The organism is Azospirillum aestuarii (genome assembly GCF_016632405.1).
Classification (GTDB): domain Bacteria; phylum Pseudomonadota; class Alphaproteobacteria; order Azospirillales; family Azospirillaceae; genus Azospirillum; species Azospirillum aestuarii.
Window position 1 is genome coordinate 40765 of record NZ_JAEPIV010000005.1, and the last position, 18220, is coordinate 58984.

Genomic DNA, 18220 nt, shown 5'->3' on the forward strand with positions numbered 1-18220 from the left:
ACCCGAAAGGCGGGGCTGGGAAACCAGCCTCGCCACTCAGGCAAACGAAGGCGCGTCACCTCCTGACGGCAAACATAGCATGCCACCGCCGACCGTCAAAGCGGGGCCGTGTGGGCGCGGTCAGTAATTCCACTCCCACTTGACGCCGACGCGGGTGTCGGAATCGGCGCCGACGTCCGCCTGGGCCTTGATGTTCTTGGTGATGTCGACCTCGACCGTGGCACGGCTCTGGTTCGCGCCGATGCCCTGCTCCACCCCGACATAGACGCGGTCGCTGACGTAGCGCCCGGCCTCCACCGCGCCCCCCTTGCCGTCGGCGCCGCCGGTGAATTCCAGCCGGTCGATGCCGAGGCCGCGGCGCAGGTTGCCGATCAGGCCGGGGCCGCCACCGCCGAATCCGGCCAGCGTCGCCGCCGACTGGGCAAGCTGGACCGCCTCCACGGCGCTCAGGCTGCCGACCGATTTCCCAAACAGCACGGCGGACAGCACCTCGTCCTGCGGCAACCCCTGTGGGGAGGTCAGCTCCAGCTTCGGCTGTCCGGCGGTGCCGGTGACCAGGATCTGCGCGGTCACGTCGTTGGCGGTGGCCTCCGCCAGGAAATCCAGACGTGGATCGATGGTTGGGCCGCCGTCGAACTCGATGATGCCACGTTTGAAGACGAAGGTCTTGGCGAGGATGTCCAATTCGCCCTTCAGCATGTTCAGCCGCCCGCTGACCAGCGGCTGGCTGGAGGTGCCGGTGACGGCGAGTTGCCCGGCGAACTCGGCCTCCAACCCGCGTCCCCGGACGAAGATCTGGTTCTGCGCGCTGACCGTCAGGTCGAGGATCATCGCGAAGGCCGGCTCCGGAGCCGCCGCCTGCCCGTTGCCCGCTTGGCCGTTCTTCAGGCTGACCGGCTGCGCCTTGCGGCCCCTGCCGACCTCGACGACCTTCAGGTCGACCACGTTGGGCGGGGTCTGGTTGGGGATCTGGATCTCCGCCCGCTCGATCCGCACGGGACCGGCCAGCCGCGGATTCAAAAAGCTGCCGGTCAGGGTCAGGTTGGTGCCGATGGTGACCGCCGCCAGATCGTTCTGCACCAGCCGCGCCCGGTCGGCCTGGATGGCGAGGTCGAGCTGCTGCTGCGGGTCCGCGGCGGCGGGACGGATCACGCCGCGGGCGCTGATCGAGCCACCGTTGGTGGTCCGCCCGCGGAAGGTCTGGATGGTGAAGACGTCGCCGTCGCCGACGATGCGGGCGTCGATGTCGCTGATGATGGCGCCGCTCGCCCGGTTCTCGTAGCGTCCGTTGGCCAGCGTCACCGTGCCGCCCAGCCGGGGGGCCGCCACGGTGCCGTCGACGCTGACGTCCAGCCGCAGCGTGCCGCGCGCCCGGTCGCCGGTCGCCGCCAGCAGGTCGTTGGCGAGCGAGGCGTCGATGGCGCCGCGCAGCGCCGCCTCCAGCCGCCCGCGCTCGGGCACCGAGAAGGCCAGCGTGTCCGGGTCCATGACCAGCGGTGCGGCGGCGGTCAGGGTCACCCTTCCCGCGTTGTTGCCGGTGGCGACATCGCCGTCCACCGACAGGCGGGCGTCCCGCCAGCGGGCGTTGACGGTGGCGTTCAAGCCGGGCACGCCGGCCTGGGTGGTCTGCTGCGCCTTCAGGTTGGCGACACGCAGCGTGGCGTCGGCCTGCGGGCGGCGGACGGTGCCGCCGAGCGTCGCCTGCGCGTTCAACATGCCGTCCAGCCGGAGGGTCGGGTTCGCCAGCCGGGCCAGCGCCATCGGCACGCGGTCCAGCCGCAGCTCGCCCGACAGCCGCTCCCCGTTCAGGCCGAGGTCGGCGGCGAGCTGGGCGTTACCGCTGACCAGCCGCAGGCCGGACACCTCGTAGCGCCGCTCGCCCAAGGCGATGGCGGCGGGCTGGGTCAGCCGGAAGGATTCGCCGCTGTAGCGGCCCTGGAGCCGGTCCAGCCGGATGCGGTTCAGCGCACCGTTCTGGGTGAATTCCCCGGCCAGTTCGAGCCCCAGCGGGTCGCGCCCGGCCCCTGCGGCCTCCGCCCGGAAGGCCGCCTTGGCGAGCGAGCCGTCCACGCTGGCCGTCACGCGCGACAGGTCGTTGCCGGCGGCGGCCCCGTCCTGAAGCTCCAGCCGCGCCTTGCCGCTGGCGTTGCCCAGCGCGTCGGCGACGTCCGCGTTGGCGGTCAGGCGGCGCGCGGCGAACAACGGCCCGCCCTCGCCCTCCACACGGAGGTTGGTGGCGTTCGCGGTCAGGTTGGCTGCCTGCTTGCCGTTCGGCGCGTCGAGCGCGACGGTGAAGCCTGCCGCCCCGGTCAGCGGCACGCCGGCCAGCTCCGACAGGGCCTGAAGCTGCGGCAGGGTGCCGTCGAGCTTGCCGGTCGCGGTCATGGCGTCGAGCGCCACGCGCACCGCCCCGGTGATCCGGTTCGGCCCGTTCGCCAGCGCGAGGTCGCTGATCCGCAGCGCCTGCCCTTCCAGCGCGTAGGCGGCATCCGCCGTCAGCCCGGCGCCGGCCAGCTCCGTTTGGGCCGACACACGCCCCTGCGGGGCGCCCGGCAGATTCTGTGCGGTGGCGTTCAGCCGCGTGTCGCCGAAGCGGCGCCCCTGCACGACGAGGTTCCGGGCGTGCAGCGCCGCCTCGGCCACCAGCTTGTCCAGCGGGCCTTTCGCCGTCGCGTCGAGCGTCAGGCCGCCGGCCATCTCCGTTCCGGCGGCGGTGCCCACCGGGCTGAGGTCGGCAATCTCCAGCCGGGTCCTGGCGTCCACCGCCCCGTCCACCAGGGCCGCCGCACCGGTCAGCCGCCCATTGCGGCCATCCACCGTCAGGTCGGTGAGGCGCATGGCGCCGCCCGGCTCCATCACCGCCTGTGCGCCCAGGCTGACGTCACGGCCGAGCACGCCGTCGGCGGGCGTCCCGGTTTCCAGACCGCGCAGCGCGCCGCTGAGGTCCGCCGTCAGCGTGCCGTCCTCCTGCCGCCGCACCGGCCCGGCCAGAGCCAGCGAACCGGCCAGCGGCTGCCCGGCGAGGGTGGAAAGGCGCGACAGGTCGTCGGCATCCAGAGACACCGTCACGTCGGCGGTCTGGCCCCAGCCGGTCACGCTGCCCTGCGCCCCGGCGCTGGCTGCCGCGGTGGTCAGGGTCACCCCCTCGATCCCCACCGCTCCGGTGTCGGCGTTGATCTGCGCCCGCCCGTCCAGCCGCACCTCCGGCCCGGCGACCGAGGCCAGGGCGGGATCGTCGGCGGCGAGGTCGCGGATCAGCCCTTCCACCGCTACGGTCAGCGCGTCCAGCGTGCCCTGTGCGGTGCCCGACACGGTGCCCTCCCGCCAGGCGATGCCGGGGGCGAAGCCGTGCAGGGTGGAATCCGGCCCGGCCTGGACCTCGTAACGCAGATCGAGGCTGCGGCGGTCGGCGCCGACGCGTCCGGACAGGCTGGCCGTTGCGGCGGCGGTCTCGACCGCCACCGGCTGCAGGGTCAGGGCGCCGTCCGGAGCGACCACCACGGTGCCCTTCAGCGCCGGCTGCGGCCCGGCCAGCGGCGCGATGTCGGGGCCGAGCAGGGACGCCACGTCGCCGGTCGCCGCGATGGTGACGGCGTGCCCTTCCGGCACCGCCTTGATCGTGGCGTCGGCGGCCAGCCGGGCGGCGTTCTCCGCCGCCGCGGTGAAGGTGCCCTTCCAGTCGTCCAGCGAGCCCTGCCCGTCCAGCGACGCGCTGACCGGCGGCGCGCCGGGGATGTTCAGCGCGGTGGCGATCAGCCCGCCCGCCGGCTCCGACGCCTTCAGATTCAGGTCGAGCCGCTTGTCGTCGGGGTTGAAGACGACGTCGAGCGCCACCGTTCCCGGCTGTTCACCCAGACGGTCCACGTTCAGATGCGCTTCCAGCGACGACCCGCCCGACGCGAGGTCGAGCGATCCGTCGATCTTCAGCCGCGCCTCCTGCCCGAGCAGCGGCTCCGCCAAGCGCAGCTCGGCGATGGCCAGCTTGTCCACGGCGACGCCCACCGGCAGGCTGGGCAGCAGCGAGGTCGGCCCCTGGTCGGGCGGCGGCTCCGGCCCCTCGGCGGGCAGCGGCGCGCGCTCCACGATGACTCGCTGCGCCTCGATCGCGTCGGCCTTGGCCCGCCCGGTCAGCAGCGCGGTCGGGGCGAGGTTGACGCGCAGCTCTTCCAGCCGCAGCCACACGCCCTCGCGGTCGGCGACGGTGACATCGGAGATCGTGAAGTTGACGGGGACCGCGCCGCCGATGGTGCCGATCCTCACCTGGAGGTCGGGTCCGTTCACCGCCTTCTCGATGGTTTGGGCGATCCAGCGACGGACGGCGTTGGCCGGACCCCAGCCGCTCCCTTCGGTGTCGGCCGCGCGGGCGGCCTCCGTCAGGACCGCCCCGGTCAGGACGGCGATGGCCAGAAGAAGGACGATCAGACGACGCAGACCCGACACCACGCACCCCGTTGCGGCATTCCCCGAATGGTATAACGGGAAAGAGCATGGGCGATCCCGATCCAAGTGGCAAAAATGCGACCCGGTCCGGCATCACCGGTTGAAAGAACGAATCAGAAGGCCTGACCCAGACTGAGATAGAGCTGCCACTTCGCATCGCCGGAGTCGGCGTTCAGCGGGAAGGCGACGTCGGCCCGCAGCGGCCCGAAATCGGTGTAGTAGCGGGCGCCGATGCCCGCGCCGACCTTCAACGGCTCCTTGAAGTCCGGGAAGGCGCTGTCGAAGACGGTGCCGGCGTCGACGAAGGGCACAATGCCGACGGTCTCCGTCACCTTGACGCGCAGTTCCAGCCCAGCCTCGAACAGCGAGCGCCCGCCGGTCGGGTCACCGTAGATGTCGCGCGGCCCGGCCTTTTGGAAGCCGTAGCCGCGCACCGACCCGCCGCCGCCCGCATAGAATCGGTGGTCCGGCGGAACCTCGTCCAGAGAGGCTCCCACCGTGCTGCCGACACCGATGCGCGCCGCCGCGACGTAGCGCCCGTCGTCGGACAGATCACGGTAGGCCGAGGCGTTGATCTGGAAGCTGGTGAAGATCGAATCGGTGTCCCCGGCGTAGGGGAACCAGGGGGTGGCGAGCAGCGAGGCGCGGTAGCCCCTGGACGGATTCAGCAGATTGTCCGAGCCGTCCCAGGCGACGCCCAGCGGCACACCGATGAAGCCGGTCTGGTACTCCCGCAGGTTGGATCGCACCCGCCCGCGCTCCCCCGACACGCCGTAGGAGACCTTGAGCTGGTCGGTCACCTGCCGCTCCAGCGAGGCCGAGCCGATGGTGGCGACGCGGTCGTAGGCCGGCGGCTGCTCCGACGCGACCTGGAAATCCAGGATCAGCGACTGGCGCGGCGCCAGGAAATCGGGCTTGCGGAAGTTGGCGGACAGCCGGATGTCCGGCAGGTCCAGACTGCCGCGCGGTCCCTGCGCGGCGCCGTTGTCGCCGCCGATCCGTCCGACCTCCACGCCGAGCCGCAGCCGCTCCGCTCCGCCGAACAGGTTGCGGTGGCCCCAATAGGCCGAGCCGCCCACCCCGTCCTCCGAAGAGTAGAAGGCGCTGGCCCCGATGAAGCGGTGCAGCTTCTCGGACAGGGTCACGTCCACCGGCGTGACGCCGCCCGGCCCCGGCTCCTCGGCCAATCGCACCCGCACCGTGTCGAACACGTCGAGCTGGGCGATCTGCTGGCGCGCCCGGTCGACCTTGGCCGGGCTGTAGATGTCGCCCTGCTTCCAGGGCAGACGCCCGCGGATCAGCCCCTCGTCCACGCTGGCCAGCCCGTCGATCTTGGTGTCGCCGAACATCACCAGCGGGCCGGGATCGACCGTGTAGGTGACGTCCATGCTGTGGTCGTCGTGGTCCACCACCACCCGCCGCTCGGCGACGGTGGCGAAGGGATGCCCGCGCTCGATCATCCGGCGCAGCAGCGCGGCCTGGGCGTCCACCACCTGCGGCGCGCGCGCCCGCTCCCCCACCGGCAGGCCGATGTCGCCGGGGGTCACGTCCCCGCCCGGCAGCGGCGCGCCGTCGGTGGAAGCGATGGTGACGGTCTTGAATCGGTAGGGTGCACCGGGCGTCACCGCGACAGTCACCTTGGCCGGCGTCTGGTTCGCGTCCACCCGGATGTCCAGCACGGCATCGTAGAAGCCGGCGGAGCGCAGCGCCGTCTGCAGGCGTCCCCGGTCGCTGTCGGCCCGCCGTTCCAGCCCCAGCACCGACGGCGGCGGGTCGTCCTTCAGGCTGACCAGCGAGGAGCTGTCGCGCAGCAGGTCGCGCAGATCGTCGTCCTCCAGCCCGGTGAACTCCACCTCGTAGGGGATCTGCGGGCCGGGTGCGTCGGGGGTGGGGTCATCCTGCCCGGAATCCTCCTGCGCCGCGGGCGGCGGAGCGGCGTCCCTTGCGGTGTCGGGCGCAGGGTCCTGCGCGCGCAGCGGGTCGCCCGGCGCGGCAACGAGCGCGCTGGACAGGAGAATGATGGCGAGGCGGGAAGCGGAAACGCGGCGGGTCATCACCGGACCATGTGGGAATCCGCGACGCAGACGCCAATGATTCGGTCGCCGCGGCGCAAGGAAATTCCGCATAGGCACATTGGGCGAGTTTCCACCACCACGCCGCTTGCGTTATGAAGCCGGATCATTATATTGCGTCGCAACAGTTTCCCCGGCAGAGCCCCCCGATCGATCTCGGAGGGTTTTTTTGTTGTGCGCGGCCAACGTGCCGCGGTGTCGGGGCGGCATTGCGCAACGGAAGCCCCAGAGCGGATTTAAGAGTCCCCGACACATGAATCTTCGTAACGTCGCCATCATCGCGCACGTCGACCACGGCAAGACGACCCTGGTCGATCAGCTCCTCAAGCAGGCCGGTTCGTTCCGCGAGAACCAGCAGGTCGCCGAACGCGCCATGGACTCCAACGACCTGGAGCGCGAGCGCGGCATCACCATCCTGGCCAAGTGCACGTCGGTCCTGTGGAACGACCTGCGCATCAACATCGTGGACACCCCCGGCCACGCCGACTTCGGCGGCGAGGTCGAGCGCATCCTCTCCATGGTGGACGGCGTGGTCCTGCTCTGCGACGCCGCCGAAGGCCCGCTGCCGCAGACCAAGTTCGTGCTGGGCAAGGCGCTGAAGCTCGGCCTGCGCCCGATCGTCGTCATCAACAAGGTGGACCGTCCCGACGGCCGTCCGCACGAGGTGCATGACGAGGTGTTCGACCTCTTCGCCTCGCTCGACGCCTCGAACGAGCAGCTCGACTTCCCGACCCTGTTCGCCTCGGGCCGCAACGGCTGGGCGACCACGGACCTGGAGAACGGCGCCCGCGAGACGCTGACCCCGCTGTTCGAGCTGATCCGCGACCACGTCCCGGCGCCGAAGGTGGAGGAGGATCTGCCCTTCGCCATGCTGGCGACCACGCTGGAGGCGAACCCCTATCTGGGCCGCATCCTGACCGGCCGCATCCAGACCGGCAGCGTCAAGGTCAACATGGCCATCAAGTCGCTGAGCCGCGACGGCAAGCTGATCGAGAACGCCCGCATCAGCAAGGTGCTGGCCTTCCGCGGCCTTGAGCGCGTTCCGGTGGACGAGGCGCACGCCGGCGACATCGTCGCCCTGGCCGGCCTGACCACCACCACCGTGGCCGACACCATCTGCGCGCCGGAAGTGGCCGAGCCGCTGGCCGCTCAGCCGATCGACCCGCCCACCCTGGCGATGACCTTCTCGGTCAACGACAGCCCGCTGGCCGGCCGCGAGGGCGACAAGGTCACCAGCCGCATGATCCGCGACCGCCTGATGCGCGAGGCCGAAGGCAACGTCGCCCTGCGAGTCAGCGACACCGAGGGCGGCGACGCCTTCGAGGTGGCGGGCCGCGGCGAACTGCAGCTCGGCATCCTGATCGAGACGATGCGCCGCGAGGGCTACGAGCTGGCCATCAGCCGTCCGCGCGTGCTGTTCAAGACCGACCCGCTGAACGGCCAGCGCCTGGAGCCGATCGAGGAAGTCGTCGTCGACGTGGACGAGGAGTTCTCCGGCACCGTCGTGCAGAAGATGGCGGAGCGCAAGGCGGACCTCATCGAGATGCGTCCGTCGGGCGGCAACAAGACCCGCATCGTCTTCCACGCCCCGTCGCGCGGCCTGATCGGCTACCAGGGCGAGTTCCTGACCGACACCCGCGGCACCGGCATCATGAACCGGCTGTTCCACGGCTACGCCCCCTACAAGGGCACGATCGCCGGCCGGCGCACCGGCGTGCTGATCTCCAACGCCGACGGCACCGCGGTGGCCTACGCGCTGTGGAACCTGGAGGATCGCGGCCCGATGCTGATCGATCCGGGCGTTCCGGTCTATCAGGGCATGATCATCGGCGAGCACACCCGCGGCAACGACCTCGAGGTCAACGTCATCAAGGGCAAGCAGCTCACCAACATCCGCACCACCAGCAAGGACGAGGCGGTTCGCCTGACCCCGCCGATCCAGATGACGCTGGAGCGCGCCCTGTCGTACATCGGTGACGACGAACTGGTGGAGGTGACGCCGAAGTCCATCCGCCTGCGCAAGCGCTACCTCGACCCGAACGAGCGCAAGCGCCACGCCCGCGCGGCGGAAGCCAGCTGAGGCTTCGGAACACAGCGATTTCGGGAATGCGGGAGGGCTTCGGCTCTCCCGTTTTCTTTTCGGTCCTGTTCTTTCCAGGTTCGACGTTCGCGGTTACCCTCCCGGAACAGCATGCGGAGGGACCATGTCAGGGCGCGAACACCATTACGGCACGACGGTCAGCTGGACGGGCAACCAGGGCAGCGGCACCGCGGGCTACAAGACCTACAGCCGCGACCACGACATCGCGGCTCCCGGCAAGCCGCCGATCCCCGGCTCGTCCGACCCGGCCTTCCGCGGCGATCCCGCCCGCTACAACCCCGAAGACATGCTCGTGGCGTCGCTCTCGGCCTGCCACATGCTGTGGTATCTGCATCTGTGCGCCGTGAACGGCGTCACCGTGACCGCCTACGCGGACGAGGCCGCCGGCACCATGGCCGAGGACTCCAGCGGCGGGGGCCGCTTCACCGACGTCGTCCTGCGCCCCCGGGTCACCGTCGCCCCCGGCAGCGATTCTGCAAAGGCCGTGGCCCTGCACCACGAAGCTCACGAGAAATGCTTTATCGCCAATTCGGTGAATTTCCCGGTGCGGGTCGAGGCGAAAATCACGGTCGGGCCATAAGGAAAGCCCCCTTCCAAACGGAAGGGGGCGATTCCTAGTCCCTCAGGCTCTTCTTCTTGATGTCGGGCTTCTCGCCCAGCTCATCGAATTTTTCCTGAACGGGCTTGTCGGGGTCGCCGGAGGCTTTCCCGGTTTCCTCGATGAGCTTGTCCTCGATCCGCTGGGCGGCGTCGGACGGGGCATCGTCCTTGCGATGCCCACGCTCATCCGCGCCCATCACTTGTCGCCTTTGAGAATGTCCTTCACCTTGCCGACGACCTTGTCCAGCTTGCCCTCGGCCTTGTCGGCGCGGCCCTCGTCCTTCAGGTCCCGATTGCCGGTCAGGTCGCCCGCCTGCTTCTTGACTTCGCCCTTCAGTTCCTTGCCGGCACCGGTGATGCGATCGGTGTTCATGGTGCCTTCTCCTTTGATCGGTGAATGTTTCAGCGACCCTAAACAAGGCCGCACGGGAAACGTCACGCCTTCGCTTGGCCGCAAAGGGAGAGAGGTTCGTCGCGTTCGGGGTCGGCGGACCTCACTTTTGGTCCAACTCCTCCCCGATCTTTCGGATCAGACGCCCCCGCTCGTCCGGGCTGTAGCGCTCCGCGAAGCCTGATCCCCACACCGGCCCCGGCCACGCCGGGTCCGTCCTGGAGCGGGCGATGACGTGGATGTGAAGCTGAGGAACCAGGTTGCCCAAGGCCCCGACATTGATCTTGTCAGGGCCGAACAGTGTTTCCAGCGTGCGCGAGGCCAGGGCGATCTCATCCACCAGACGGTGCTGGTCCTCACGGGACAGCTGATGGATCTCGGTCAGGCCATGCCGGGCCGGAACCAGGATCAGCCACGGCCACACCCGGTTGTCCATCAGCAGGACGCGGCACAGCGGCAACTCGGCGACTGGGGCGGTATCGGCCTGCAAACGGTCGTGCAGATGGAACATCGTCATGGGGTCCCGTGTCTTCCCTTCGTCTGGCAAGGATTTTCTTGCGGCGCTCAGGGGATGAAAACGCGCATCCGCTGCGTTCGTCCAGTGAGGATTGCCGCCGGTGCAGGGCTGAGCCTCTGCGCGCGGGAGCGGGACTGGTTGCGGGACACTGGTTGCGGGACTAGGAAAAATGTATAAACTGCCGCACGATCTTTATTCGGTCCGATGATGTTCCGGTCGGTGGTGTTCGGTCCTCCGGCTTATGCGGATCGCGCGGCGGAATTTAGACGTTCCTACAACCAGGGTGTGGGTACGGGTGTTCGGTCCGAAGGCGGTGTCGGGGCGGCGGGTCCCCCTGCGTGCCGATCCGGTTGAACCCCTTCGCTGAATTGAAAGATGCCCGGCCGGGGCGGACAAAGCCAGGACGGTCGGCAGACGTTTGGGATAAAGAAAGACGGTCATGCGCAAGTCGGCGATCGCGGCTCTCCTTCTCGTGATCCTGGGCAACATCGGAGTCTGGGCGCTGTGGAACCGCCCGGTCGCCGAACGCTCCTGGGGCGGCGCCATCAGCGGCGTCGGCTACACGCCCTTCCACCCGGACAAGAGCCCATCCAAGGGCGACAAGGCCTCGGCGGAGGACATCGAGAAGGACATGAAGGCCCTGGAGGGGTCGGTCAAGGGCGTGCGCATCTACTCCACCACCGACGGGTCGGAGCAGACGGCGCCCATCGCCCGGAAGTACGGGATTCCGATCACCGCGGGCGCCTGGATCGCCGGCAAGCCGGAGATCGACGAGCCGGAGATCAACGGCCTGATCAAGCTGGCGCGCGACAACAACAACGTCCGCCGCGTCCTGGTCGGCAACGAGGCGATTCTGCGCGCCGACGTCACCGTCCCGCAGGCCATCGAGTACATCAAGCGCGTGAAGAAGAAGGTCAACGTCCCGGTCTCCACCGCGGAGCCGTGGCACGTCTGGCTGGAGCATCCGGAACTGGCCGACGCGGTGGACTTCCTGGCCGTCCACCTGCTGCCCTACTGGGAAGGCGTGCCCGCCGACCAGTCGGTCGATTACGCCATGTTCCGCTACAACGAGCTGAAGACCAAGTTCCCGAACAAGCACATCCTGATCTCGGAAATCGGCTGGCCGGCGGACGGCCCGTGGCGCCGCGGCGCCGAGGCGAGCCAGGTCAACCAGGCCAAGTTCATCCGCACCTTCCTGAACGTCGCGGCGCAGAACAAGCTCGACTACTTCATCATGGAAGCTTTCGACCAGCCCTGGAAGCGGGAGATCGAAGGCACCGCCGGCACCAGCTGGGGCCTGTGGGACGCCTGGCGCAAGCCGAAGTTTCCGATGATCGGCGAGGTGACGGAGCTGCGGAACTGGCCGCTGCTCTGCGGCATCTCCATCGCCGTCGGCTTCCTGCCGCTCGTCTTCTTCCTGTGGCGCCGCGGCGGCGACCTGAAGTTCGGCGGGCAGATCTTCTACGGCGCGATGATTCAGGGCGTGTCGTCGGTGCTGGTCTTCACCTTCACCGCGGCCAGCGTCGCCGGCCTCGCCACCACCACGGAAATCGCCTGGGGCATCCTGGTCTTCTGCCAGCTCGTCCTGCTCGCCGTCATGCTGATCGACGGGCTTGAGCTGACGGAGGTGGTCTGGCAGGACCGCTTCAGGCGCAAGTTCCAGCCATGCTCGGCGACACCCCTGCCCGATGCGCCGAAGGTGTCCATCCATGTGCCCTGCTACAACGAGCCGCCGCACATGGTCATGGAGACTCTGGACGCGCTGGCCCGGCTCGACTACCCGAACTACGAGGTCCTGCTGCTCGACAACAACACCAAGGACCCGGCGGTGTGGCGTCCGGTCGAGGAGTATTGCCGCAAGCTGGGGCCGAAATTCCGCTTCTTCCACCTGGACAACTGGCCCGGCTTCAAGGCCGGCGCGCTGAATTTCGGCCTCGCCCAGACGGCGCCGGACGCCCAGCACATCGCGGTCATCGACAGCGACTATCAGGTCCACCCCGACTGGCTGAAGGCGACCATTCCCCATTTCAGCCGGCCGGAAGTCGGCTTCGTGCAGTCCCCACAGGATTACCGGGACTGGAGCCACGACCTGTTCCAGCGGATGATCAACTGGGAATACGCCGGCTTCTTCCACATCGGCATGATCCAGCGCAACGAGCGCAACGCGATCATCCAGCATGGCACCATGACCATCATCCGCAAGTCCGCGCTGGAGGAGGTCGGCCGCTGGGGCGAGTGGTGCATCACCGAGGACGCCGACCTCGGCCTGCGCCTGTTCGAGCACAAGTACGAGGCCGTCTACATGCCGGAGAGCTACGGCAAGGGCCTCGTCCCCGACAGCTTCTCCGCCTACAAGACGCAGCGCTTCCGCTGGGCCTACGGCGCGGTGCAGATCCTCAAGCACCACTGGCGCGACCTTCTGCCGGGCGGCCCGCGCCTGACCGCCGGGCAGAAGTATCACTTCATCACCGGCTGGCTGCCCTGGTTCGCCGACGCGGCGCACATGATCTTCGGCATCGCCGGCATCATCTGGTCGATCGGCCTGCTGGCCTTCCCGAAATATTTCGAGTTTCCGCCCAGCGTCTTCATGATCCCCACGCTCAGCGTCTTCGCGTTCAAGGTCGGCGCCTCGCTCTGGCTGTATGAGGCGCGTGTGAAGTGCGGCTTCTGGGACAAGGTTGGGGCGGCCATCGCCGGCATGGCGCTGACCCACACGGTGGGCCGTGCCATGTGGCTGGGCATGTTCACCTCCGGGCGCCCCTTCGTCCGCACGCCGAAGTGCGAGAACCAGCCGGCGCTGATGCAGGCCTTCCTGATGGCGCGGGAGGAGATAGCGCTGCTGCTGGGCCTGTGGGGCGCCGCTCTGGCCATCGTGCTGGTGTTCGGCCACGAGAACCGCGACGCCTTCATGTGGTCGGGCCTGCTGGTCGTGCAGTCGCTGCCCTACCTGTCGGCCTTCATCACCGCCCTGATCAACGCCTTCCCCAACATCGGGCTGGGCAAGCGGCGCCCGGAACCCACGGAAGCCGCCGGAGCCGGGGCGGACTGACCGCTCCCGCTCACCGGAACGCGACATGAAGAAAGCCCCGCCATCCTCCGGCGGGGCTTTTGCCTTGTGCCCGGTCGGCGTCCCGCAAACCTATTCAGTCCTGTGAACCGCCATCCGCCATCTCCCCGACTCCGACATGCACCGACGCGGGATGGGTGGCGTTGACCTGGATCATCAGCCGTTCGACGATCTGCAGCGCCAAGCCATGCAGATTCGGGTCCTCGCCCTTTGGATCGCGATTCTGGTGGGCGGCGGCGGCGTCTTCGAGCGCGGCATGCGCTTCCTCGAGCCGTAAGACGCCGCGTTCCACCAATGCGAGCATAAGAGATTCACAAATCGAGAGGGCAGCCAGTCCCGCCGCATCCCGCTCCGCCGCCATGCCGCCCCCCGCACTGATCTGTTACCACCGCAGGCCGTTCAAAACCCCATCCGGCCAATGCCACCAACAGTTCTGTATATGATCCCTCACCTGTCCGGTCGAGAAAATCTAAGCCCCATTAACCTATGTTATAGATGGTTTTATCGTTTGGCTTAATCGTTCGAGGCCGCCCGGAATTGGGCTGGCAGTGGCACTCGCTTCGGGGCCATAACAATTGGACGATCAAAGGCTGGAACAGAAATGACCCGCGCCCAGGCCAACATACCGTCATCTCCACTGGGGCGCAAGATAACGAGTTACATGAGACTGACAGACGAGGAAAAGAACTTCCTCGTCGATTTGGAGCGCAATGTTACCCGGCACGGTTCGCGATCCGATCTTCTCCAACAGGGCGAACGCTACGGTTGCGTGCGCGTGATGCGCAAAGGCTGGGCGATCCGTCACAAAGCGCTTCCCGACGGGCGCCGGCAGGTCGTCAATTTTGTCCTGCCTGGGGACATCATCGGCTTTTACTGCAATCTATTCGAGACGGCGGACCATGGCGTCACCACCCTGACCCCGGCGGAGGTCGCCAACTTCCAGCCGGAACGCATCATCGAGCTTTTCACGCTCTTCCCCCGCTTGGCTGCCGCCCTCGCCTGGTCGGGTGCCAAGGAGGAGGCGATCATCGCTGAACGCCTGCTCAGTGTCGGGCGCCGCACCGCGCTGGAACGCACCGCCCATCTGATCGTGGAACTGCTGCGGCGGTTGAGCATCGTCGGGCTGGTCGATGAGGGGCGTTTCACCCTGCCGGTCACCCAGGAAATCCTGGCTGACGCTCTGGGCCTCAGCATCGTTCACATCAACCGGACGCTCCGCCGTTTGCGCGACATCGGGCTGATCGATCTGGCGGGCCAGCAGATCACCGTCCACGACGTGAAGCAACTCGCCTCCGTCGGCCAGTTCGACGAGTTGTACCTGCACCTGATCCAGGCGCCCAAGCAACTGGAGCATGCGCTGGACACCAAGTCCGACCGCAAGCGCGCGGGCGACTGATCATATTTTCAGTCCCCTTCGATATCCCTCCTCCGATTAACCTATGACAGAGCGATGGCGAGGGGATCGATATAGAATCTAAATTGCCTGCTTGGATAACCGAGTGGGCAGACCACGGAGCGGACAGCGGCCATCCCGGAACGGCTTCTTCAAACAGGCCGGACGGAGGGCAGCCGGCATCGCCGACTGCTGTTCGTTGGACCACTGCTGCTCATTGGAAAATGCATGACCGACGCTCCCATCGCCGGCCGATTCGCAAGCTCCGGCACACTGACCGTCGCCCTACTCGAGGACGATATGGTGCTGTGCCTGTGCATGGAGACCCTGTTCGAGGATTGGGGAATGCTGCTGGTCAGCGCCCCGACCCCCGGCGCGCTTCTCGACGCGCTGAACGGCGGGGCGCTCCCCGACATCCTGGTGGCCGACTATCATCTGGGGCGGCACGGCAAGGCGCCGGAATCGGTAAGGGCGGTGCTGGCGGAAATCGGCTCCGCCCTCCCCGTCATCATCACCACCGGCGATGAGTCCGCGGGCACCAAGGCGGATATCCGCGCCGCGGGCTGGCATTTCCTTCCCAAGCCTTACGACCCCGAATCGCTTCGCGCCCTGATCCTGACCCTCCTGGGGAACAGGGACTGACACGCGGTTTCCGGGTTCACGCCGTCAGACGCCGGCCCGGACATCCTCCACCAAGGCCTCCAACCGGCGCAGGTCGCGGACGACCAACGCGTCGGCCCGCCGCTCCACCAGCCCATCGCGGGCGAGGTCGCTCAGCACGCGGGCGACCGTCTCGCGGGCGGTGCTGACCCGGCTGGCGATGTCGGCATGAACGGGAATCGGCGCGATCACCGCCGTTCGCCCCTCCAACCGCCCACGCTTGGCGAGCCGCAGCAGTTCGGCATGGACCCGGTTGTTGGCGCCCAGCGTGGACAGTTCCATCACCCGGTCGGTGGCGATGCGCACGACCCGGCACAACCGCGTCATCACCGCCATGGCCAGATCCGGGTGGCCGGACACCAGATCCTGAAAGGGCCGGGGCGCCAGGAGGGCGATCAGCGTCCCCTCCTCCAGCGCCACCGCGGAGGCCGAACGGGGAAGCCCGTCGATGGCGGCCATCTCGCCCAGGAAGCCGCCGGCCTCGATGTCGTCGAAGCTGATCTCGCGGCCGCTCGGGGAATGGCTCAGCACCCGCACGCGCCCCTCGACCACCAGAACGACGTCCCGCGAGTCCCCCTGATGGTCGATGATCTGCTCGCCCGCGTGAAAACGGCGCCAACGGCACTGGCGCGCCACTGCGGCCCGCTCCTCCGCGGACAGCGGGCTCAGCAACGTGATTCCATCAAGCCGGGACGGTCCAGCGTCGGCAGGCACGGGGTCGCATCCTTTTCTGACAACCGCCCTCAAGCGCAACGCTGAGCATAGCCGGGCCTGCGCAAAGGTGGAACCGCCTCCCTCCAACGGGTGTCGCTAACGTCCCGTTAACCCTGAAAGCGGCAGAACGGACGGGACGCGCCCACCGGAATTGAGAGAGCCATGTCGTTCCAACTGCCCTCCGGCCCCGTTCCCCACAGCCTGATCCCCTACGCCGGCCGCGTGGATTCGCAGCGCCTGCTGTCGGTCGTCGCCATCCCCTTCGCCGCGGCCATCGCCATGGCGGCTGCCGTGGCGGCGATGGGCGGCGTGACCGACCCCATCGCCGAGGCCGGCGGGCCGATGTACTTCGTCCTGAACTTCGTGAAGTTCTGCTATCTGGCGGTGTCGATGGCGCATCTGTCCGGCGCCCTGGCGGAGCGCGCCAACGGCGGCCTGCCCGCCGGGCTGTGGCTCGACGAGATGGACCGCTCGGAGCCGGAGTCCCGCGAGTCCTTCTGGCACGCCTTCCCGAACCACCTCGACGGGGCGGCCATCGCCGGCTGCGTCACGATGTTGTGCTTCCTGCTGACCTGAGCGCGCGCCGTCCGGACAGCGCGCCATCCTCGACCCGGATGCGGTGCAAGGTCAGCGGCACGTTCAGAAGCGTCGCCAGCACCGCGATCCACCACGCCCCGAAGACCAGGGGCAGCACGGCCAGTTCCCCCGCCACGACCAGATAGTTGGGATGGCGGACCCAGCGGAACGGCCCCCGCCGCACCAGCGGGGCGTCGGGCAACGTAATGATGCGGGTGGTCCAGAACCGCCCCAGCGTGGCGATCACCCAGACCCGCCCGGCCTGCAGCAGCACGAACATAGCCAGCAACCAACCGTTGATCGGCGCGTCCGCCGGCACGACGGCGAACAGCAGGGCCAGCCAGCCGGCGTGCAGCCCGACGAACAGCGGGTAATGGGCGGCCCCGACCTCCTGCGCGCCCTCGGCCAGCAGACGGCGCGTGTTGCGCCGGGCGACGGCAAGTTCACCCAGGCGCTGGGCCGCAACCAGCAGTAGGATGACGTGGGGCCAGCCCAGCGGCAGCGTCTCCATTCCAAGCGCTCCTAGAGGTCGATCTGGGCCATCGCGGCGGTGAAGCCGGGGCCGAGCGCGGTCATCAGATGGGGGCCGCGGGCACCGGACGCGATGCGCCGCTCCAGCACGAACATCACGCTGGCCGCCGACATGTTGCCGCAGCGGCGCAGCACCGCCCAGGCGTCGTCCAGCCCGGCGGAGACCGGGGCGCAGACCTCCTCCAGCGCGTGCAGCACCTTGGCGCCGCCGGGGTGGCAGATCAACCCGGCAAGCTCGCCACGGGGCAGCCGCCGCCGCTCCAGGAAGCCGTCGAGCACCGGTTCCAGCCGATCGCGGATCAGAGCCGGGATGCTCTGGCTGAAGATCACGCCAAGCCCGTCATCCTCGACCCGCCAGCCCATCACGCCCTGTGTTCCCGGCCAAGTGTGCTCCGCCCCATCCACAAGGCGCGGCCCCTCTCCCTCTGGATCGGCACGCAGCACCGCGGCGGCGGCGCCGTCCGCGAACAGGGCGCTGGCGACGACGTTGGTCGGAGTCGCCTCGGCCGAGCGGAAGGCCAGCGTGCACAGTTCGACCACCAGGAACAGCACCGTGCGCCCCGCCATCGCCTGGGCGATCTGCCCGGCGCGGGTCAGCCCCAGCACGCCGCCGGCGCAGCCCAGCCCGAACAGCGGCAGACGCACCGTGTCCGGCCGGAAGCCCATGCGCTCCAGCAGCAGCGCCTCCAGGCTGGGCGTGGCGATGCCGGTCGTCGAGGCGCAGACGATGGCGTCCACGTCCTGCGGCCTCAGGCCGGCGCGGGCCAGCGCCTGCCCTGCCGCCTCTTCCAGCAAGGCGAGGGCGCCGTCGCGGAAGGCGGCGGTGCGCTCCGGCCAGCCGCGCGGCTCCATGTACCAGTCAATGGGCATGACGGCGTGGCGCGTCTCGATGCCGGTGTTGGCGAAGACCGGCACCAGCCGGTCGAAATCGCGCATCCGCGGCCCGAAGACCGCCCGCGCGACGCCGAGCGCCTCGTCCTGGCTGAGGCGATGGGGCGGCAGGGCGGTGGCGAGCGAGAGGATGCGGGGGGTATGGGTCATCCTCAGCGAAGTGATGCGCGCGGGGGTGGCGGACCAGCCCCCCGGAGGGAGTTCCTTCGCTTGCTCCCCCGCGACTCTTTCCCGCCGTCCGATGCATCGTTGTGGATTGAGCGAAAG

15 protein-coding genes are annotated in these 18220 nt (G+C 68.7%); 6 read left to right on the top strand and 9 right to left on the bottom strand.

The genetic code is table 11. The features are described 5' to 3' along the window. Nucleotides 1-120: 120 nt before the first annotated feature. Both JJL56_RS12630 and JJL56_RS12635 read right to left on the bottom strand, forming a co-directional pair. Nucleotides 121-4440, bottom strand: a complete 4320-nt coding sequence (locus JJL56_RS12630) for a translocation/assembly module TamB domain-containing protein (protein WP_200485309.1) — start codon at nt 4438-4440, stop codon at nt 121-123. A 113-nt stretch (nt 4441-4553) separates the two neighbouring features. Next, complete coding sequence (locus JJL56_RS12635) at nt 4554-6494, bottom strand: autotransporter assembly complex protein TamA (RefSeq protein WP_247891059.1); 1941 nt, start codon at nt 6492-6494, stop codon at nt 4554-4556. Nucleotides 6495-6765: 271 nt separating this feature from the next. On the opposite strand from JJL56_RS12635, the gene typA reads away from it, so the two are divergent. Together typA and JJL56_RS12645 are read left to right on the top strand one after the other, a co-directional pair. Then, the gene (gene typA / locus JJL56_RS12640) at nt 6766-8592 is read left to right on the top strand and encodes a translational GTPase TypA (RefSeq protein ID WP_145625955.1); all 1827 of its coding nucleotides are present in this window, start codon (nt 6766-6768) and stop codon (nt 8590-8592) included. Nucleotides 8593-8716: 124 nt separating this feature from the next. Beyond that, complete coding sequence (locus JJL56_RS12645; RefSeq protein ID WP_200485310.1) at nt 8717-9193, top strand: OsmC family protein; 477 nt, start codon at nt 8717-8719, stop codon at nt 9191-9193. Between the two features lie 34 nt (nt 9194-9227). Here the strand turns inward: JJL56_RS12645 and JJL56_RS12650 are convergent, their stop codons facing one another. From JJL56_RS12650 to JJL56_RS12660, 3 genes are all read right to left on the bottom strand, one after another. Next, nucleotides 9228-9410, bottom strand: a complete 183-nt coding sequence (locus JJL56_RS12650) for a hypothetical protein (RefSeq protein ID WP_145625957.1) — start codon at nt 9408-9410, stop codon at nt 9228-9230. Next, on the bottom strand, nt 9410-9586 hold the full coding sequence (locus tag JJL56_RS12655; protein WP_014240705.1) for a CsbD family protein: 177 nt from the start codon (nt 9584-9586) through the stop codon (nt 9410-9412). The genes JJL56_RS12650 and JJL56_RS12655 overlap by 1 nt, the downstream gene beginning before the upstream one ends. A 121-nt stretch (nt 9587-9707) precedes the next feature. Continuing rightward, nucleotides 9708-10121, bottom strand: coding sequence for an HIT domain-containing protein (locus tag JJL56_RS12660; RefSeq protein ID WP_247890365.1), 414 nt, complete (start codon nt 10119-10121; stop codon nt 9708-9710). 439 nt (nt 10122-10560) lie between these two features. Between JJL56_RS12660 and JJL56_RS12665 the strand changes: the two genes are divergently transcribed. After that, nucleotides 10561-13170 carry a glycosyltransferase family 2 protein gene (locus tag JJL56_RS12665; protein WP_200485311.1) on the top strand — a complete coding sequence of 870 codons (2610 nt, stop codon included), beginning with the start codon at nt 10561-10563 and terminating at the stop codon, nt 13168-13170. Nucleotides 13171-13264: 94 nt separating this feature from the next. On the opposite strand, the gene JJL56_RS12670 is transcribed toward JJL56_RS12665, so the two are convergent. After that, on the bottom strand, nt 13265-13549 hold the full coding sequence (locus tag JJL56_RS12670; protein WP_145625960.1) for a hypothetical protein: 285 nt from the start codon (nt 13547-13549) through the stop codon (nt 13265-13267). 300 nt (nt 13550-13849) lie between these two features. Between JJL56_RS12670 and JJL56_RS12675 the strand changes: the two genes are divergently transcribed. Next, on the top strand, nt 13850-14584 hold the full coding sequence (locus tag JJL56_RS12675; protein WP_247889437.1) for a Crp/Fnr family transcriptional regulator: 735 nt from the start codon (nt 13850-13852) through the stop codon (nt 14582-14584). 225 nt (nt 14585-14809) lie between these two features. Then, nucleotides 14810-15223: a response regulator gene (locus JJL56_RS12680; RefSeq protein ID WP_145625962.1), complete on the top strand. Its 414-nt coding sequence runs from the start codon at nt 14810-14812 to the stop codon at nt 15221-15223. Between the two features lie 24 nt (nt 15224-15247). Here the strand turns inward: JJL56_RS12680 and JJL56_RS12685 are convergent, their stop codons facing one another. Next, a complete protein-coding gene (locus tag JJL56_RS12685) occupies nt 15248-15955 on the bottom strand; it encodes a Crp/Fnr family transcriptional regulator (RefSeq protein ID WP_145625963.1) in 708 nt (235 codons plus the stop codon). A gap of 162 nt (nt 15956-16117) precedes the next feature. On the opposite strand from JJL56_RS12685, the gene JJL56_RS12690 reads away from it, so the two are divergent. Then, the gene (locus JJL56_RS12690; protein ID WP_145625964.1) at nt 16118-16531 is read left to right on the top strand and encodes a hypothetical protein; all 414 of its coding nucleotides are present in this window, start codon (nt 16118-16120) and stop codon (nt 16529-16531) included. On the opposite strand, the gene JJL56_RS12695 is transcribed toward JJL56_RS12690, so the two are convergent. Together JJL56_RS12695 and JJL56_RS12700 are read right to left on the bottom strand one after the other, a co-directional pair. Then, on the bottom strand, nt 16503-17042 hold the full coding sequence (locus JJL56_RS12695) for an isoprenylcysteine carboxyl methyltransferase family protein (protein ID WP_145625965.1): 540 nt from the start codon (nt 17040-17042) through the stop codon (nt 16503-16505). The genes JJL56_RS12690 and JJL56_RS12695 overlap by 29 nt on opposite strands. Nucleotides 17043-17053: 11 nt before the next feature. Beyond that, a complete protein-coding gene (locus tag JJL56_RS12700) occupies nt 17054-18103 on the bottom strand; it encodes a type III polyketide synthase (protein WP_200485312.1) in 1050 nt (349 codons plus the stop codon). Nucleotides 18104-18220 lie beyond the last annotated feature (117 nt).

Coding starts and splice junctions, on each gene's coding strand:
- JJL56_RS12665 (WP_200485311.1), top strand. CDS start 10,561: ATGCGCAAGTCGGCGATCGCGGCTCTCCTTCTCGTGATCCTGGGCAAC.
- JJL56_RS12680 (WP_145625962.1), top strand. CDS start 14,810: ATGACCGACGCTCCCATCGCCGGCCGATTCGCAAGCTCCGGCACACTG.
- JJL56_RS12635 (WP_247891059.1), bottom strand. CDS start 6,494: ATGACCCGCCGCGTTTCCGCTTCCCGCCTCGCCATCATTCTCCTGTCC.
- JJL56_RS12655 (WP_014240705.1), bottom strand. CDS start 9,586: ATGAACACCGATCGCATCACCGGTGCCGGCAAGGAACTGAAGGGCGAA.
- JJL56_RS12650 (WP_145625957.1), bottom strand. CDS start 9,410: ATGGGCGCGGATGAGCGTGGGCATCGCAAGGACGATGCCCCGTCCGAC.
- JJL56_RS12690 (WP_145625964.1), top strand. CDS start 16,118: ATGTCGTTCCAACTGCCCTCCGGCCCCGTTCCCCACAGCCTGATCCCC.
- JJL56_RS12700 (WP_200485312.1), bottom strand. CDS start 18,103: ATGACCCATACCCCCCGCATCCTCTCGCTCGCCACCGCCCTGCCGCCC.
- typA (WP_145625955.1), top strand. CDS start 6,766: ATGAATCTTCGTAACGTCGCCATCATCGCGCACGTCGACCACGGCAAG.
- JJL56_RS12670 (WP_145625960.1), bottom strand. CDS start 13,549: ATGGCGGCGGAGCGGGATGCGGCGGGACTGGCTGCCCTCTCGATTTGT.
- JJL56_RS12695 (WP_145625965.1), bottom strand. CDS start 17,042: ATGGAGACGCTGCCGCTGGGCTGGCCCCACGTCATCCTACTGCTGGTT.
- JJL56_RS12660 (WP_247890365.1), bottom strand. CDS start 10,121: ATGACGATGTTCCATCTGCACGACCGTTTGCAGGCCGATACCGCCCCA.
- JJL56_RS12675 (WP_247889437.1), top strand. CDS start 13,850: ATGAGACTGACAGACGAGGAAAAGAACTTCCTCGTCGATTTGGAGCGC.
- JJL56_RS12645 (WP_200485310.1), top strand. CDS start 8,717: ATGTCAGGGCGCGAACACCATTACGGCACGACGGTCAGCTGGACGGGC.